The sequence below is a fragment of the Pseudomonas sp. 25 R 14 genome, from assembly GCF_900004755.1.
Taxonomy (GTDB): domain Bacteria; phylum Pseudomonadota; class Gammaproteobacteria; order Pseudomonadales; family Pseudomonadaceae; genus Aquipseudomonas; species Aquipseudomonas brenneri.
The window spans coordinates 262,594-278,647 of the sequence record NZ_CVTS01000040.1 but is presented as its reverse complement, the minus strand read 5'-3'; the positions used below and the strand labels follow the sequence as shown (position 1 = coordinate 278,647).

Sequence of the window (16,054 nt, the reverse complement as noted above, 5' to 3'; positions counted from 1 at the left end):
GAACAGGGCTTGCCAGTCCTGCACCAGCGGGCCGCTGATTTGCACCATGACCTCGTGCCAATCGCAGGTGTCCTGGCCTGGGGTCCAGAACTCATCGGTGACACCGGTGCCACCGACAACGGCAACGTTCTGATCGATCAACAGCAACTTGCGGTGGTCACGGTAGAGGTTGCGCATCCAGCGCCGCCAGCGCAGGCGATTGTAGAAACGCAACTCGACGCCGGCATCGGTCAAGCGTCGGCGCAGGCCCAGGGTAAAGGCCAGGCTGCCGTAGTCATCGAACAGGCAACGCACCCGGACCCCGCGCTCGGCCGCTTGCACCAGCGCCTGGACCATCGCCTCGGCACAGGCGCCCGCCTCCACCAGATACAGCTCAAGTTCCACCTGCTGTTCGGCGCGGGCAATGCCCACCAGCATCTGCGGGAAGAAGTTCGGCCCGTCGATGAGTAATTCGAAGCGGTTCGCGCTGCGCCAAGGGAACACCGCGCCGCCCATGTCAGCGCGCCGTGAAAATCAGCACCGCACCCACCGGCACCGACAGGCTGATCGCGTCAAGGCCGGCGACTTTGCGCAGGGTTTCCACACCGGCAAGCAAATCAAAATCCTTGGCATGCAGCACCAGCGGCTCCAGGGTCACCACCTGGAAACGTCGGTCATCCAGGCGCGTGGCGAGCAATTCGGCGTTGTAGACCTGGGTCTTGCCGTGCAGGGTGACCGACAGCGGCAGGCGCAACTCCAGCTGTGCGCCGGTGGCCAGGTCATTGATTGGTTGCAGGTTGATTTGCGCGTTGATCAGCGCATCGGGATGGGTCTTGATCTGGAACAGGTCGTTGCGCATGCGTTCATCGCGCAGCGGGATGCCGCTGTTGACCGACTCCAGCTCGACTTCCAATTGCGCCGCGCCTTTGTCATCGACCTTGCCGTGCAGCACCAGGAAGCGATGGACTTCGGACAGGTCGGTGTTTTTAGTGGTGACGAACGACAGCCGTGAGGATTCGTTATCCAGGTACCAGGCGGCCTGCGCAGGCACGGCGATGGCGGCCAGTAGCAGGAAGGCCAGGGGTTTGAAGACGGATACGTTGAACATTAAACACTCGCGCGGAGAAAAACCTGCTCGAACAGTAGCAAAGACCCTTTGTAGGAGCGAGCGTGCTCGCGAAAATCGTCAACGCTAACGCGTGCATCCTGGATGCTCGCGGTGTGCTCAGGTTTTTCGCGAGCACGCTCGCTCCTACAAGGAGGGTGCCGCTTCAGGCCAGTGCGTGCTGCACGCCTTGCACGGTCGCCTCCAGGCTCGCCAGGTGCAAATTCAACACCCGCTCCACCGGCGCCTGGTGCATCGGCCAATGCAACGCCATGCTCCCCACCAATCGTCCATTGGCCCGTATCGGCAGCGCCACCGCGCGGATCAGGAACGGCAAGCGCACCGGATACTCCCAATACCCTTCGGTACGCTGGCCAAACCCCTGGTGCTGGGATTGTTCGCAAGCACGGTACTGATCGTCGGCCGCCACGTGCTCGCGACTGGCCAGGCGCTGCACTTCATCGGCAGCCAACTCGGCCAGGCACGCCTTGCCCATGGCCGAATGGAACAGGCTGGCATGCTGGCCGACGATCTGGCAGTTGTTCGGGTACAGCTTGCGCAGCACCGTGGGGATTGCACTTTCCATGACTTCCAGGCGCTCGCCGTCGAAGTTCGACAAGTCCGTCACCAGCCCCGTGCGCTCGCTGAGTTCCAGCAACCAGGGCGCCGCGCATTCCACCAGGCGGCGCTTGAAGCGTTGCTGGGTATCGCCGAACAAGCGCTGGGCGCTGATGCGATAACGCCGGTCACTCAGGCCGCGATAGATCCAGCCCTGCTCCTGCAAGGTCAGCAACATCCGCGACACCGTGGCCTTGGGCAGGCAGGTCAGGTAATGCAGTTCCTCCAGCCCCAGCGCCTGGTGTTCACCCAGCAGCTCGATGATCGCCAGTGCCCGCTCCACTGAACGTACAGTCCCTGTGTCGGCGTTGCTGCCCATGGCTTGATCTCCCGGTGGCTGATGGATGATCGAATTTCACAGCAAGATACAGGCCGTGCCCGCTCAGGCGTTCGCCTTCAAGCATTCTGGAGGCCGGCGCTGCACCCAGTGCGTCAGTTGTTCATGGGCATACGCCAGTTGCAGCACGGCGCGATCGGCCTGGGCCGGGCCAATGATTTGCAGGCCCATGGGCAGTCCCTGGGGGTTGAAGCCCACCGGCACACTCATGCTCGGCAGCCCCGCCAATGTCGGGCCGATGACCACCTCCATCCAGCGGTGATAGGTGTCCATGGTTTGCCCTCCAACGACGCGCGGCCAGGGCTGCTGTGCATCGAAAGGGAACACTTGGGCACTGGGCAATAGCAGAAAATCGTAACGTTCGAACAACTTGGCCAAGGCGCGGTACCAATCGCTGCGCGCCAAGGAGGCTTGATACACATCCGCCGCACTCAGGTCCAGGCCGCCCTCCACTTCCCACTGCGCTTCAGGCTTGAGCAACCCACGTTTTTGCGGGTCGGCATACGCCGCCCCCAGCGCGCCCTGCACCAGCCAATGGCGATGCACCAGCCAGGTGTGCCACAGGCGCGCCATGGAAAAGTCCGGCTGGCAGCTTTCCACTGCGCAGCCCAACGCGCTGAAATCGCCGAGGGCTGATTCACACAGGCCCAGCACGCCGTCGTCCATTGGCAGATAGCCGTTGTAGTCTCCCAGCCACCCCAGGCGCGCGCCCTTGAAGTCACGGGCCAACGGCGCGCCGAATACGCCGGGATCATCCTTGAGCGACAACGGCACCCGTGCGTCAAAGCCCGCCTGGATGCTCAATAACCGCGCCACATCCGCTACGCTGCGGCCCATCGGGCCTTCGGTGGCCAGTTGCTGGACAAACACCTCCGGCGCCGGCCCATGGGGCACGCGGCCCTGGGACGGGCGCAGGCCGAACACGTTGTTGAACGCCGCCGGGTTGCGCAGCGAACCCATCATGTCGCTGCCATCGGCCACCGGCAGCATGCGCAACGCCAGCGCCACCGCCGCCCCGCCGCTGCTGCCGCCGGCCACCAAGGCCGGATCATAGGCATTGCCGGTGGTGCCGAACACGCTGTTGTAGGTCTGCGAGCCCAGGCCGAATTCGGGCACGTTGCTCTTGCCGATGATAATCGCGCCACTGGTCCGCACCCGCGCCACGGCGATGGCGTCTTCAGCGGGAATCTGTTCGGCGAACAGCGGCGAGCCCATGGTCGTGCGCAACCCCTTGGTCGCCGCCAGATCCTTGATCGCCTGGGGCATGCCATGCATCCAGCCACGAGAGCGGCCCTGATCCAGCTCCCGGTCACAGGCCCGGGCCTCGGCCAGCACGTGCTCTTCGTCGCGCAATGACACCAGGGCATTGACCGACGGGTTGAAACGCGCGATCTGCGCCAGATAGGCCTGCATCACCTCATGGCAGGACACCTGCCGGGCGTGGATCGCCTGGGACAACGCAATTGCATCGAGCTCAACAATCTTCAAGGCTTCACTCCCTTGGTAAAGCGCGCCGGCGCTGCAGCCCTCGGCGCTTCATGCATGCAGTAAGTGCCCAGCAGCGTCAGGACGCAAGCGAACAGCACATAAAACGCCGGAGCCACTGGTGTACCCAGCTCCTTGCTCAGCCAGGTGACGATCAGCGGGGCAAAGCCGCCGAACACCATCACCGCCACGTTGTAGGCCACCGACACCCCGGTGGAGCGCACCTCGATGGGAAACTGCTCGGCCAGGGCCGTCGGCGCCGGGCCAAAGAAGCCGCCGATGGCGATGCACAACATCACTTGCATCACCAGCAGCCGCTCGATGGACGGCGCCGCCGCGACCCACACGTACAACGGGTAAACCATCACGAAAAACGCCAGGGTGAAACCCATCAACACCGGCCGCCGGCCCAGGCGGTCGGACAACAGGCCAGACAGCGGAATCACCACGGTCATCAGCGCCACGGCGAACATCTGCACCATCAATACCTGGTCCAGGGGCAGGCCGAGGTTCTTGTGGGCGAAGGTCGGCATATTCACCAGCACCACGTAGAACGACACCGTCGCCCCGCAGGCCAGGCCCATGCTCACCAGGATGCTGCGCCGATGGTTGCGCAATACATCCATCAGGCTTGGCGCCGGGCCGGTGGCCTGTTTGCGCGCTTCGATAAACTCCTCCGGGTCTTCCATGTGCCGGCGAATCCACAAGCCCACCGGGCCGATCAACAGGCCGAACACAAACGGCAGGCGCCAGCCCCACAGGTCGAGGGTTTCGGGGGTAAAGAAGTGCGTGACCAATGCCACCATCGCCGCGCCGCCAAACACTGCCAGGCACTGCCCGACCAATTGCCAGGAGCCGTACAAACCCTTGCGGTGGGCCGGTGCGCTTTCTACCAGGAAGGCCGTGGCGCTGGCATATTCACCGCCCGTGGCAAAGCCTTGGAGCATGCGCGCCACCACGATCAACAGCGGCGCGCCCATGCCGATGGCGGCGTAGTTGGGGGCAAACACGATCAGCGCGATGGACACGGTCATCAAGCGAATAATCAACTGCATCGCCGCCTTGCGGCCTTTGCGGTCGGCGTACATGCCGAGCAGAATGCCGCCCACCGGGCGCATGAAGAAGCCGACGCCGAAGGTGGCCAGGGCCATCAGCAGCGACGAATACTCATCGTCCGAAGGGAAAAACTGCCGGGCGATGATGCTGGCCAGAAAACCGTAGACGATGAAGTCGTACCACTCCAACGCGTTACCCACCACCGCCGCAACCACTTGCCGGGTGCGGGACACACCTTTTATTGAAGTCTGCATGAGAACACTCCATTCAACCTGTTGAGGAAAGGTCCAGCGGCAGGAAAAAGGCAGGGAGTCAGGCCGGTTTGAGCCAGCTCTCGGTCATGGCGCCCCAGTAGGCGGCACCGGTCAGCAGGATGTCGTCGTTGAAGTCATAGGCGGGGTTGTGGACCATCGGCCGCGAAACACCGTTGCCGATAAACAGGTAGCTGCCAGGGCAGCGCTGGAGCATCCAGGCGAAGTCTTCGCTGCCCATCAACTTGGGCGTATTGGCGTCGACCGCCGCTTCGCCGAGCAAGGCAATGCCGACCTGACGGGCGAACTCGGTTTCTGCGGCATGGTTGACCAGCACCGGATAGGCCGGGCGATGTTCGATCTGCGCGGTACAGCCAAAGCTCTCGGCCTGGGTCAGGATGATCGCCTTGACCCGCTCCAGCATCTGCTCGCGCACCGGTGCGTTGAGGGCACGCAGGCTCAGGCGCAACACCGCTTGCTGAGGGATCACGTTGGCCGCTTGCCCCGCTTGCAGGGCGCCGACGGTGACTACCGCCGCTTCCTGGGCATTGATGTTGCGCGCCACCACCGTCTGCAAGGCCATCACCGTACTGGCGGCGGCTACCAGCGGGTCGACGGTCAGGTGCGGCATGGAGCCATGGCCACCGACGCCTTCGAGGGTCACGGTGAGCAGGTCCTGGGAAGCCATCATCGGCCCGGTCCGCAGGCCCAGGTGGCCGGCGGGCAAGCCGGGCATGTTGTGCATGCCGAACAGCGCGTCACAGGGGAAGCGCTCCAGCAAGCCATCGGCGAGCATCGCTTCGGCGCCACCCTGGCCTTCTTCGGCCGGCTGGAAAATCAGGTTGAGGGTGCCGTCGAACTGACGCGTCGCCGCCAGGTAACGCGCGGCGCCCAGCAACATGGTGGTGTGACCGTCGTGACCGCAGGCATGCATGCAGCCGGCGTGTTGGCTGCTGTAGGCGACGCCGGTGTTTTCGATGATCGGCAAGGCGTCCATGTCGGCCCGAATCCCCAAGGTGCGCGAGCTGCTGCCATTGCGCAGCACGCCGACCACGCCGGTGTGGCCGATGCCGGTATGCACTTCATAACCCCAACTGCGCAGGGATTGGGCGACCAGGGCCGAGGTGCGGTTTTCTTCAAACCCCAGTTCGGGGTGGGCGTGGATATCCTGGCGCACGGCGTGCAGGTCGCTGGCGACATCGCTCAGCCAATCCAGGATGTGCTGGTGTGGGCTCATGGTGATTCTCCTCGCAGGCGGGTATTCCCGTTCTTTTTTGTGGCACTGCCACAGATAACCGCGATGGGCGTGCGAGGACAATCAAAGGTGGTTCCACCCTGTGGAACCTCAGGGCAACAGGCGACAGCCCTGGCGTTCGCCCAGCCATTGGGCGCTGTGGGTGCGGCCCAGTCCGCTGGCGGTGACCAGGCGCGAATCCGGATGATCGGCAAAGGCGCTGGTGGGGACATATTGCTTCACGTAGCCCAGGCAATAGCCCGCCGGGTTGCCCGCCACGTAACGGCAGGAGCAATACTCCTTGGCGGTGTAGGCAGCGATGATGTCGGGGAAGGCTTGCAGGTTGACGCGCTCATGCCAGACCCACCCCAGCAAGGCGAGCAACAGCAAGAGAAACAGGCTGATAAACGGACGCCGACGGATCATGGTTGCACCGCCGCGAGCACGCGTTTGAGCAGTTCGTTGTGGCGATAGCTGCCGTCACGGTCATCGCCGTAGCGCACGATCACCAGCTTTGCCTCGGGCAACACATATAACGCCTGGCCCCAATGCCCCAGCGCCGCGAAGGTATCGTCGGGCGCATCTGGCCAGGGCCGTGGGGTGCCTTGTGCCTCGCGGTTGAGCCACCAATGGCCACCCGGCACAGCACTGTCCTGCCCGGCCTGGTATTGCGCGACAGGTTGCCGGTTGAACGCGACCCAGTCCTTGGGCAGCAACTGCCGCTCGCCCCAGCGCCCGTCCCGTGCCATCAACAAGCCAATCCGCGCCAAGTCGCGGGCGGTCATGTAGGCATAGGACGAGGCGACAAAGGTTTCATTGGCGTCACTTTCCCAGGTCGCACTGCGAATCCCCAGGGGCGTGAACAACGCGGTCCACGGGTAATCGACATAGGCCTTGTGCCCGAGCATGCCCTTGAGGGCGGCGGACAGCAGGTTGCTGTCACCGCTGGAGTAGCGAAACGCCTGGCCCGGCGCGGCGAAGGGGGTGGTATCAGCGGCAAACTGCGCCATATCGGCGCGGCCACGTGTGTAGAGCATGGCCACTACCGAGGATTTCAGCGGTGCGTATTCGTAGTCTTCCTGCCAGTCCAGGCCTGAGGTCCAGTTCAGCAGGTGTGCCAGGGTGATGTTCGGGTGCTGTTTCATCGGCGGATAAAAACGCGCGGCAGGGTCGCTCAGTTTGAAGCGGTTCTCGCCGTAGGCAACGCCCAACACCGTGGCCATCAGGCTTTTGCTGATGGACCAGGTCAAGTGCGGCGTGGTGGCGGTAGTGGGGGCGGCGTAGTGTTCATAAATGACTTCGCCGTCCCGAATCACCAACAGCGCGTCGGTGCGGATGCCTGCGCGGGTGATGTCATTGCGTGCCGGGAACGCATAGTCCTCCAGCGCCTTGACGGCAGGGCCGGCCAATTGCGCGCCCTGGGGCCAATCCTTCGCCGGCCAGGCCTGGGCATGTGCGTTAGCAGTGAACAGCAGTAAGGCGACGCACAGCAGGCCTTTGACCATGGGCAAGCACTCGGGGGCATTCAAACCGGCGAGCCTAATGCAGATAAATGACGGTTTGGCGACAAGCCCGCTCCCACACACGCTCATCCCACAGTCAGCGGGGGGGTGGGTTCAAGGCTTTTTCCAGGCGTTTGGCCCGGGCGCTGGCGGCGAGGTCCAGCACGGCCTGGTCGCGCTGCCACATAGCGGCCCACTGCCCAGCAGCCATCGCGTCATTAACCTGCGGCTTCAGCGCCTCGAACTGTGCAAACAAGCCCCCCAGCAACACATGCCCCGCCGCCGAGGCCGTGGGCTGGCGAATGACCTCGGCGCAGCCGGCCAGCAACGCCAATAGCTGCAAACGCAGGGCCTGGGGCCAATCACACTCCTGGCCGATGCCATGCAGCCAGGCGGTCATCGCGCTCAATACATAGGTGTCCTCCAGCGTGCGGAAGGGTTTGACGTAATCGTCCCAACCATCCCCCGGCAAACGCTCGCAGGCGGCATGGTCGAGGTGGACGCGCCCGTGACTGATGTCGGGCATCAACGGGATCGCAGGCAAGGGCTCCACACGTACGCCGGGCTCGCCGGCCAACACCACCGCCAGGCTCAGGCGTGGTTTTTCACCAGCGGCCTCGCAGCGCGCGGCGATCAGCAGCCAGTCGGCCGCATCGCCGGCGGTGACGAAGTCCTTGCGCCCACTCAGGCGCAGGTCATCCAGGCGTGTCTGCATGTCCAGCGGGCGCAGGCTGCGCTGTTCGGTCGCACATAAAGCACCCAGGCTGTGGGGCGCGCTTGGCCATAACGCGCGCAAAGCGGCTTGATAGCCCACCAGAAACGCCAGGCCAGGCGTGGCCATCAGGCGCGCGCCCTGTGTTGCCAGCTCAAAGGGCGCCACCGGCCCCAGACGCTGTAATAAAACGCTGTAGCCCTCGGCCAGGTTGGCGTGGACGGGCAGTCGGTCAGGTCGATCGAGCAAAGCGTGCCAGGGCATGGAAGGCTCCTTGGGGGCTGTCATCTAAGCGTCACCGTAGATTCATGGAGATGACACCGGGGGTACATAGCCTGACTTTGCACAACAAAGTCGACTGGCCGCAACCCTGGCCGGCACCTGGAGACTCGCCATGACTCAGATCGCCCGCATCAGTGACACCGGCAATGAACGCCGTCTGCAAGCCGAACGCCTGATCGGCGCCCAGGCCTTGCAGGAAGCCCAGGCCCTGCGTTTCACCGTTTTCAGTGGCGAGTTCAATGCCAAGCTGAAAGGTGCGGAGCTGGGCCTGGACATGGATGACTATGATGTTCACTGCAGCCACATTGGCGTACGGGACTTGAACACTGGGCGACTGGTTGCCACCACCCGGCTGCTGGATCACCAGGCGGCCAGCACCTTGGGCCGGTTCTATAGCGAAGAAGAGTTCAGCCTGCATGGCCTGCTGCACCTGCAGGGGCCGATCCTGGAGATTGGCCGTACCTGCGTCGACCCGGCCTACCGCAACGGCGGCACCATCGCCGTGTTGTGGGGCGAGTTGGCTGAAGTCCTCAATCAGGGTGGCTACAGCTACCTGATGGGCTGCGCGAGCATCCCGATGCACGACGGTGGCATCCAGGCCCACGCGATCATGCAGCGCCTGCGCGAACGCTATCTGTGCAATGAACACCTGCGCGCCGAGCCGAAAAAACCCCTGCCGTACCTGGACCTGCCGTCCAACGTCATCGCCGAAATGCCGCCGCTGCTCAAGGCTTATATGCGCCTGGGCGCGAAGATCTGCGGCGAGCCATGCTGGGACGAGGACTTCCAGGTGGCCGACGTGTTCATCCTGCTCAAGCGCGACGAGTTGTGCCCGCGTTATGCCCGCCACTTCAAGGCGGCCATGTGATGGGCCGCCTGCGGGTCTACGGGCGGATCGCCCGCGTGCTGCTGGTGGTCGGCCTGGGCTTGAGCATGGCCGGTGTGTTTGGCCTGTTCGAACGCCTGGGCGTGGCCAATTCCATGGTGCGGCGCCAGCGCTGGTCGCGGTTTTTCATGGCGCGCCTTGGCAATGCCCTGCCCTTTCGCGTCACGGTGCACGGTGAACTGCCGCAACAACCGATGCTGTGGGTCAGCAACCATGTGTCGTGGACCGATATCCCGTTGCTGGGTATGGTCGCGCCGCTGTCCTTCCTGTCCAAGGCCGAAGTGCGCACCTGGCCGGTGGCCGGTTGGCTGGCGGCCAAGGCCGGTAGCCTGTTTATCCGTCGCGGCTCGGGTGACAGCCAATTGATCCGCAAGCAGATGACCCGTCACCTGCTGCAAAAACATCCGCTGCTGATGTTCCCGGAAGGCACCACCACGGATGGCCGCAGCCTGCGTACTTTCCATGGCCGGCTGCTGGCCAGTGCGATAGATGCCGACGTAGCCCTGCAACCGGTGGCTATCCGTTATTTGCGCGCTGGGCAGGTTGACCCGCTGGCGCCGTTTATTGGCGACGATGATTTGCTCTCGCACCTGATGCGCCTGTTTGCCAATGATCAGGGCGATGTGGAGATTCACCTGCTCAAGCCGATTGCCTGCGCCGGGCAGGAGCGTGCGGCGCTGGCGTATCAGGCGCAGCAGGCGGTGCAGAAGGCGTTGTTCGGCGAGGTGGCCCTGCCAGCAGAACCAAGGCAAATAGGAACATTGGCAGCTGCATGAGCCTCCCTGTAGGAGCGAGCTTGGCTCCGGGCGGCGTTCCGACGAAGAACCTGAGAGCGCCGCGATAAACCAGATGTGCTGCGTTATCGTTGACGTTCTTCGTCGGAACGCCGCCCGGAGCCAAGCTCGCTCCTACATAGAGGCAGTGTGTTGGGCGGCAAATACCTGCAACTGGGGGTAGAACACCCGGAAATCCTCGCTCAACGGCTCATACAGCACCCGCAATTCCTGCATCGCCTGGCCCAGTTCCTCGGGTTGGCTCAGGCGCCGGGAAATCCCCCGCAGCACTTGCTCCATCACCGCAAACTCGCGGTAGGAGCCCAGCCAGTCATCAGCCGCCATGTACGGCGCAATCTGCGCCAGGCGCCCCGGCAGCTGCGGTTCGGCCGCCAGTACCTGATAAACCTGGGAAGTAAAGCGCTCCAGCGGTTGATCGGCATACAGCGCCCAATCCCGCGCCAGGCAATGGTCAAAAAACACGTCGAGAACGATCCCCGCGTAACGCCGCCGCGTCAGGCTAAAGCGCGACAACGCCTGCCCGACCCGTGGATGGCTGTCGGTAAATCGGTCGATTGAGCGATGCAGTTGAATGGCCGCCTCGATTTGCGGGCGGTACTGGCCCTGCAGGCGGCCTTTGACGAAATCGCCATAGAGGCTACCCAGCAGTTGTGCAGGAAGTTGGCCGCCGAGGTGCAGATGTGCGAGATAATTCATAGTGCGCAGTCTAGCACTGCCCACATCGTATCGTTATAACCCGATATACCGATTTATCTGGTAACAAGATCAAAATCGTATTGGTATATCGGGATATGGCGATTTAAAGTTCGCCTCATCGCGATATAACGTTTTACCCACACCGAGCCCTGCCATGTCCATTGACCTCGACGAAATAATAAAAGCCCTGGCACACCCAGTACGGCGAGACATTCTCAACTGGCTGAAAGACCCGAAAGTGCAGTTCCCCGAGCAAGTCCACAACCACGAGTACGGCATCTGCGCCGGCCAGATCGACCAGCGCTGCGGCCTGTCGCAGTCCACCGTGTCGGCGCACCTGGCCACCCTGCAACGGGCGGGATTGATCAGCAGCCAGAAAGTTGGCCAGTGGCACTTTTTCCGGCGCAATGAAGATGTGATCCACGACGTTATCCAAGCCATCACCCAAGAACTCAGCCCACCGCAGTAAAGGATCCCACAATGCCTCTCTCGCTACTCATACTGGCCTTAAGCGCCTTCGCCATCGGCACCACCGAATTCGTCATCATGGGCCTGTTGCCCGATGTGGCGGCCGACCTCGGTGTGTCGATCCCTGGCGCTGGCTGGCTGGTGACCGGCTACGCCCTGGGCGTGGCCATTGGTGCCCCCTTCATGGCACTGGCCACCGCCAAGCTGCCGCGCAAGGCGGCCCTGGTAGCGTTGATGGGCATTTTCATCATCGGCAACCTGCTCTGCGCCCTGGCCAGTGACTACAACGTGCTGATGTTTGCCCGGGTAGTCACCGCGTTGTGCCACGGTGCGTTCTTCGGGATCGGTTCGGTGGTGGCCGCCAACCTGGTGCCGGCCAACAAGCGCGCCTCGGCGGTGGCTCTGATGTTTACCGGATTGACCCTGGCCAATGTGCTCGGTGTGCCCTTGGGCACCGCACTGGGCCAGGAAGCCGGTTGGCGTTCGACCTTCTGGGCCGTGACGGTGATTGGCGTGATTGCGTTGATCGGCCTGATCCGCTTCCTGCCGGCCAAGCGCGATGAAGAAAAACTCGACATGCGCGCCGAACTGGCGGCCCTCAAGGGTGCCGGGATCTGGTTGTCGTTGAGCATGACCGCATTGTTTGCCGCGTCGATGTTCACCCTCTTCACCTACGTCGCGCCGCTGCTGGGCGATGTCACCGGCATCTCGCCCAAAGGCGTGACCTGGACCCTGCTGCTGATCGGCCTGGGCCTGACCGTGGGCAACATCATCGGCGGCAAGCTGGCGGACAAACGCCTGGCGGCCACCCTGATCGGCGTATTCATCAGCATGGCCGTGGTGTCCACTGCCTTGACCTGGACCAGCGTCGCCATTATCCCCACCGAAATCACCCTGTTCCTCTGGGCCACCGCTTCGTTTGCTGCCGTCCCGGCATTGCAGATCAACGTGGTGACCTTCGGCAAGGCCGCGCCCAACCTGGTGTCGACCCTGAATATCGGCGCTTTCAACATCGGCAATGCCCTGGGCGCCTGGGTCGGCGGCAGCGTGATTGCCCACGGCTTCGGCCTGACCAGCGTGCCGTTGGCGGCTGCGGCCCTGGCGATCCTGGCGCTGGTGGTCACGCTGATCACGTTCCGCCAGAGCGGCGATGCCGACCTGGCCCCGGCCACTAACTAATCACTTAGAACAGACGAGTGTTTGCGATGACGACTATTTTCGATCCGATCAAACTGGGTGATGTGCAGCTGTCGAACCGCATCATCATGGCCCCGCTGACCCGCTGCCGTGCCGACGCCGGCCGCGTGCCCAATGCGCTGATGGCTGAATACTATGTGCAGCGGGCGTCAGCCGGGCTGATCCTCAGCGAAGCCACCTCGGTGACGCCGATGGGCGTGGGTTACCCGGACACACCGGGCATCTGGTCCAACGACCAGGTGCGCGGCTGGGCCAACATCACCAAGGCCGTGCATGACGCAGGCGGCAAGATTTTCCTGCAACTGTGGCATGTGGGGCGTGTCTCCCACACGTCCTACCTCGATGGCGAGAGCCCGGTGGCACCGAGCGCCATCCAGCCGGCAGGCCATGTCAGCCTGGTGCGTCCGTTGGCCGAATACCCGATCCCACGCGCCCTGGAAACGGCGGAAATCGCCGATATCGTCGACGCCTACCGCGTGGGCGCCGAGAACGCCAAGGCTGCCGGTTTTGACGGCGTGGAAGTGCATGGTGCCAACGGCTACCTGCTCGACCAGTTCCTGCAAAGCAGCACCAACCAGCGCACCGACCAGTACGGCGGTTCCCTGGAAAACCGTGCACGACTGTTGCTGGAAGTGACTGACGCCGCGATCGAAGTCTGGGGCGCCGGTCGTGTCGGTGTGCACTTGTCACCCCGGGCTGACGCCCATGACATGGGCGATGACAACCTGGCCGAAACGTTCACCTACGTGGCCAGCGAACTGGGCAAGCGTGGCATCGCGTTTATCTGCGCACGCGAGAAAGAAGCCGGTGACAGCCTTGGCCCGCAATTGAAAGCCGCGTTCGGTGGACCGTACATCGCCAACGAACGCTTCACCAAGGACAGCGCCAATACCTGGCTGGCCTCGGGCAAGGCCGATGCAGTAGCCTTTGGCGTGCCGTTTATCGCCAACCCGGACCTGCCGGCGCGCCTGAAGGCCGATGCACCGCTGAATGAAGCCAACCCGCAGACGTTCTACGGTAAAGGCCCGGTCGGTTACATCGACTACCCGACCCTGGCGCTCTGACCCAGCCCCTGTAGGAGCGAGCTTGCTCGCGAAGAACGTAAACGATAACGCCGTGCATCTGGTTAATTGCGGCGCTCTCAGGTTCTTCGCGAGCAAGCTCGCTCCTACAGAAAAGCAGAAAAGCAAAAGCCCCGGCTCGCGAGAGCCGGGGCTTTTTTATGCGTGCGGTCCTGTGGGAAACATTCCTTCACAGCAATGCAACAATATTGCTACAAAATACTTAGCCGGCTACCTTTCAACCCAGCGCCAGCGCGTATATAAAGTCACCCCACAAATAAGCCGCAAGGACGATTGACCGTCATTGGGCTTTACTGTTGACACAAGCGGGCACAATTACGCATTTTGTATCAATTGCGCAGGCTGGGGCTCAAACGCAGCATGTCCAGCCCTATATCAACCAGACGCTCGGCCTGCTGATACAGCTCAAAGCTGTCAGGCACCAGTAGCCACTGGCCAACAAGCCCGTTGATGTAGGCATGAATGCACACCGCCCCGCGCGCGGTGTCGAGGTTTTCCGGGAGTTGCCCGCGGTGGACTGCATTGCGCAGTGTCAGGCCGATACGCAGGTTGCACTCAAGGCTGTGGGTCTGGCGCTGACGGCGCATGTCGCACATTTCGTCGGTAAATTCGCACTTATGAAACAGGATCTCATTGATGCGCCGAGTTTTCGGGTCCAGGGCCACCTGATGAAAAAGATGGATCAGCAGCTTGCGCATGCAGCCCAGCGGATCTACCTCATCCTCGCTTTCACTGGCCCTGGCCAATTCGTCCAGGGGTTCGTGCAGCGTGTCGAGCAGTGCCTGCAACAGGTCCGACTTGTTGCTGAAGTGCCAATAGATCGCGCCCCGCGTCACCCCCGCCCGCGCCGCGATATCCGCCAGCGTAGTGCGCGCAACGCCGCGCTCATAAAAGGCTTGCTCGGCAGCTTCAAGGATCTGGCTGCGCGTCTCCTGAGCTTCCTCTTTGGTACGACGAACCATGGCAGTAACACCTCAATCAGGACACGAGCGGTGGTTGATAACCACCATCTGAATAATTATGGGACGACGCCTTCATGGGCATCGAACGTACTAGAATCGAGGCTTACAGCGTTGCTTTGTAAGGAATCCGCGAAGCCTGTCAAGAGTTTACAAACAACCATGAACGTAAGTATATTGCCTAGCAAGCTACTTATCTACTCAATGCCTGTTTTTTACCCTTCCACACTTCTTGTGCGCATTGAGCGCGCCTGACCCGAGGATCTTCATGCAACTTAAGCCAGCTGTTACCGCTCTGGTCACTGCCGTCGCCCTGGCATCGCTGCTCAGCGGATGTAAAAAGGAAGAAGCGGCGCCGCCCGCTCAAACCCCTCAGGTCGGCGTGGTCACTCTTCAACCTCAAGCCTATACCCTGACCTCCGACTTGCCGGGCCGCACCACTGCATTCCGCATCGCGGAAGTACGTCCCCAGGTCAATGGCATCATTCTCAAGCGCCTGTTCAAGGAAGGCGGCGACGTCAAGGAAGGCCAGCAGCTCTACCAGATCGACCCGTCGGTCTATGACGCCACCCTGAAAAGCGCCCAGGCCAACCTGCAACAGACCAAGTCGATTGCCGACCGCTACAAGCTGTTGGTCAACGAGCAGGCGGTCAGCCGCCAGGAATACGACACCGCCGTCTCCAACCGCATGACCTCGGAAGCCAACCTGCAGACCGCCCAGATCAACGTGCGCTACACCAAGGTGTTCGCGCCGATCTCCGGGCGTATCGGTCGTTCTTCGGTCACTGAAGGCGCACTGGTCAGCAACGGCCAGACCGACGCCATGGCGGTGATCCAGCAACTGGACCCGATCTACGTCGACGTTACGCAATCCTCCGCCGAGATGCTGAAACTGCGTCGCGACCTGGAAAGCGGCCAACTGCAGAAAGCCGGCGAAAACGCAGCCATGGTCAAGCTGACCCTGGAAGACGGCAGCGAGTACACCCAGCAAGGCCGCCTGGAGTTCTCCGAAGTGTCGGTCGACCAGACCACCGGTTCGGTCACCCTGCGCGCCGTGTTCCCCAACCCTGATCACACCCTGCTGCCAGGCATGTTTGTCCACGCCCAATTGCAGGCCGGTGTGAACAGCAAGGCGATCCTCGCACCTCAGCAAGGCGTGACCCGCGACATCAAGGGCATCCCGACTGCGCTGGTTGTCACCGCCGATAACAAGGTCGAACAGCGCGTGCTGGTCGCCAACCGTACCGCCGGCGCCTACTGGCTGGTGGAAAAGGGTCTGAATGCCGGTGACCGCGTGATCACCGAAGGCTTGCAGTTCATCAAGCCGGGCATTGAGGTCAAAGCGGTTGAGGCCAGCAACGCCAAGCCTGCCGGTACTGCTCCTGCCGCCGCTGGCAAAGGGGAGTAATTC

17 protein-coding genes and 1 pseudogene are annotated in these 16,054 nt (G+C 62.6%); 7 read left to right on the top strand and 11 right to left on the bottom strand.

Annotation, left to right across the window (positions count from 1 at the left end; translation table 11 throughout):
* The 9 genes from BFQ03_RS14270 to BFQ03_RS14230 all read right to left on the bottom strand — a co-directional run.
* The coding region (locus BFQ03_RS14270; protein ID WP_239695245.1) for a phospholipase D-like domain-containing protein at positions 1-495 on the bottom strand (495 nt) is incomplete at its 3' end.
* Position 496: 1 nt separating this feature from the next.
* A complete protein-coding gene (locus BFQ03_RS14265; RefSeq protein ID WP_032857995.1) occupies positions 497-1,087 on the bottom strand; it encodes a YceI family protein in 591 nt (196 codons plus the stop codon).
* Between the two features lie 163 nt (positions 1,088-1,250).
* A complete protein-coding gene (locus BFQ03_RS14260; RefSeq protein WP_065943378.1) occupies positions 1,251-2,021 on the bottom strand; it encodes an IclR family transcriptional regulator in 771 nt (256 codons plus the stop codon).
* 63 nt (positions 2,022-2,084) lie between these two features.
* Positions 2,085-3,527 carry an amidase gene (locus BFQ03_RS14255; protein WP_065943377.1) on the bottom strand — a complete coding sequence of 481 codons (1,443 nt, stop codon included), beginning with the start codon at positions 3,525-3,527 and terminating at the stop codon, positions 2,085-2,087.
* The gene (locus BFQ03_RS14250; protein WP_032858001.1) at positions 3,524-4,834 is read right to left on the bottom strand and encodes a citrate-proton symporter; all 1,311 of its coding nucleotides are present in this window, start codon (positions 4,832-4,834) and stop codon (positions 3,524-3,526) included. Before BFQ03_RS14250 ends, BFQ03_RS14255 begins: the two co-directional genes overlap by 4 nt.
* 58 nt (positions 4,835-4,892) lie before the next feature.
* The gene (locus BFQ03_RS14245; RefSeq protein WP_065943376.1) at positions 4,893-6,068 is read right to left on the bottom strand and encodes a M20 aminoacylase family protein; all 1,176 of its coding nucleotides are present in this window, start codon (positions 6,066-6,068) and stop codon (positions 4,893-4,895) included.
* Between the two features lie 108 nt (positions 6,069-6,176).
* Entirely contained in the window at positions 6,177-6,491 is a 315-nt protein-coding gene (locus BFQ03_RS14240) for an amidase (RefSeq protein WP_065943375.1), read from the bottom strand.
* Complete coding sequence (locus BFQ03_RS14235) at positions 6,488-7,570, bottom strand: serine hydrolase domain-containing protein (RefSeq protein ID WP_032858009.1); 1,083 nt, start codon at positions 7,568-7,570, stop codon at positions 6,488-6,490. The genes BFQ03_RS14240 and BFQ03_RS14235 overlap by 4 nt, the downstream gene beginning before the upstream one ends.
* A 94-nt stretch (positions 7,571-7,664) precedes the next feature.
* The gene (locus tag BFQ03_RS14230; RefSeq protein WP_065943374.1) at positions 7,665-8,543 is read right to left on the bottom strand and encodes an acyl-CoA dehydrogenase middle domain-containing protein; all 879 of its coding nucleotides are present in this window, start codon (positions 8,541-8,543) and stop codon (positions 7,665-7,667) included.
* A gap of 130 nt (positions 8,544-8,673) precedes the next feature.
* Between BFQ03_RS14230 and olsB the strand changes: the two genes are divergently transcribed.
* Both olsB and BFQ03_RS14220 read left to right on the top strand, forming a co-directional pair.
* Complete coding sequence (olsB, locus tag BFQ03_RS14225; RefSeq protein ID WP_032858013.1) at positions 8,674-9,429, top strand: L-ornithine N(alpha)-acyltransferase; 756 nt, start codon at positions 8,674-8,676, stop codon at positions 9,427-9,429.
* Positions 9,429-10,223 (top strand): lysophospholipid acyltransferase family protein, encoded by a 795-nt coding sequence (locus BFQ03_RS14220; protein ID WP_032858015.1) that lies wholly within the window; start codon positions 9,429-9,431, stop codon positions 10,221-10,223. Before olsB ends, BFQ03_RS14220 begins: the two co-directional genes overlap by 1 nt.
* A gap of 132 nt (positions 10,224-10,355) precedes the next feature.
* Here the strand turns inward: BFQ03_RS14220 and BFQ03_RS14215 are convergent, their stop codons facing one another.
* On the bottom strand, positions 10,356-10,937 hold the full coding sequence (locus BFQ03_RS14215; protein ID WP_032858018.1) for an acyl carrier protein phosphodiesterase: 582 nt from the start codon (positions 10,935-10,937) through the stop codon (positions 10,356-10,358).
* Between the two features lie 154 nt (positions 10,938-11,091).
* Between BFQ03_RS14215 and BFQ03_RS14210 the strand changes: the two genes are divergently transcribed.
* From BFQ03_RS14210 to BFQ03_RS29820, 4 genes and pseudogenes are all read left to right on the top strand, one after another.
* Positions 11,092-11,406, top strand: coding sequence for an ArsR/SmtB family transcription factor (locus tag BFQ03_RS14210; protein ID WP_032858020.1), 315 nt, complete (start codon positions 11,092-11,094; stop codon positions 11,404-11,406).
* A gap of 11 nt (positions 11,407-11,417) precedes the next feature.
* Complete coding sequence (locus BFQ03_RS14205; RefSeq protein WP_032858023.1) at positions 11,418-12,584, top strand: MFS transporter; 1,167 nt, start codon at positions 11,418-11,420, stop codon at positions 12,582-12,584.
* Between the two features lie 26 nt (positions 12,585-12,610).
* A complete protein-coding gene (locus tag BFQ03_RS14200) occupies positions 12,611-13,666 on the top strand; it encodes an alkene reductase (protein ID WP_065943373.1) in 1,056 nt (351 codons plus the stop codon).
* Positions 13,667-13,688: 22 nt separating this feature from the next.
* Positions 13,689-13,775, top strand: a pseudogene (locus tag BFQ03_RS29820) (outer membrane lipoprotein carrier protein LolA); the annotation flags it as partial.
* Between the two features lie 238 nt (positions 13,776-14,013).
* Here BFQ03_RS29820 and BFQ03_RS14195 read toward each other — a convergent pair.
* The gene (locus tag BFQ03_RS14195; protein WP_032858025.1) at positions 14,014-14,646 is read right to left on the bottom strand and encodes a TetR family transcriptional regulator; all 633 of its coding nucleotides are present in this window, start codon (positions 14,644-14,646) and stop codon (positions 14,014-14,016) included.
* A 265-nt stretch (positions 14,647-14,911) separates the two neighbouring features.
* On the opposite strand from BFQ03_RS14195, the gene BFQ03_RS14190 reads away from it, so the two are divergent.
* Positions 14,912-16,051 (top strand): efflux RND transporter periplasmic adaptor subunit, encoded by a 1,140-nt coding sequence (locus tag BFQ03_RS14190; RefSeq protein WP_065943372.1) that lies wholly within the window; start codon positions 14,912-14,914, stop codon positions 16,049-16,051.
* The last annotated feature ends 3 nt before the right edge of the window (positions 16,052-16,054 follow it).

Coding starts and splice junctions, on each gene's coding strand:
- BFQ03_RS14230 (WP_065943374.1), bottom strand. CDS start 8,543: ATGCCCTGGCACGCTTTGCTCGATCGACCTGACCGACTGCCCGTCCAC.
- BFQ03_RS14190 (WP_065943372.1), top strand. CDS start 14,912: ATGCAACTTAAGCCAGCTGTTACCGCTCTGGTCACTGCCGTCGCCCTG.
- BFQ03_RS14200 (WP_065943373.1), top strand. CDS start 12,611: ATGACGACTATTTTCGATCCGATCAAACTGGGTGATGTGCAGCTGTCG.
- BFQ03_RS14220 (WP_032858015.1), top strand. CDS start 9,429: ATGGGCCGCCTGCGGGTCTACGGGCGGATCGCCCGCGTGCTGCTGGTG.
- BFQ03_RS14245 (WP_065943376.1), bottom strand. CDS start 6,068: ATGAGCCCACACCAGCACATCCTGGATTGGCTGAGCGATGTCGCCAGC.
- BFQ03_RS14195 (WP_032858025.1), bottom strand. CDS start 14,646: ATGGTTCGTCGTACCAAAGAGGAAGCTCAGGAGACGCGCAGCCAGATC.
- BFQ03_RS14260 (WP_065943378.1), bottom strand. CDS start 2,021: ATGGGCAGCAACGCCGACACAGGGACTGTACGTTCAGTGGAGCGGGCA.
- BFQ03_RS14205 (WP_032858023.1), top strand. CDS start 11,418: ATGCCTCTCTCGCTACTCATACTGGCCTTAAGCGCCTTCGCCATCGGC.
- olsB (WP_032858013.1), top strand. CDS start 8,674: ATGACTCAGATCGCCCGCATCAGTGACACCGGCAATGAACGCCGTCTG.
- BFQ03_RS14235 (WP_032858009.1), bottom strand. CDS start 7,570: ATGGTCAAAGGCCTGCTGTGCGTCGCCTTACTGCTGTTCACTGCTAAC.
- BFQ03_RS14210 (WP_032858020.1), top strand. CDS start 11,092: ATGTCCATTGACCTCGACGAAATAATAAAAGCCCTGGCACACCCAGTA.
- BFQ03_RS14250 (WP_032858001.1), bottom strand. CDS start 4,834: ATGCAGACTTCAATAAAAGGTGTGTCCCGCACCCGGCAAGTGGTTGCG.
- BFQ03_RS14240 (WP_065943375.1), bottom strand. CDS start 6,491: ATGATCCGTCGGCGTCCGTTTATCAGCCTGTTTCTCTTGCTGTTGCTC.
- BFQ03_RS14265 (WP_032857995.1), bottom strand. CDS start 1,087: ATGTTCAACGTATCCGTCTTCAAACCCCTGGCCTTCCTGCTACTGGCC.
- BFQ03_RS14215 (WP_032858018.1), bottom strand. CDS start 10,937: ATGAATTATCTCGCACATCTGCACCTCGGCGGCCAACTTCCTGCACAA.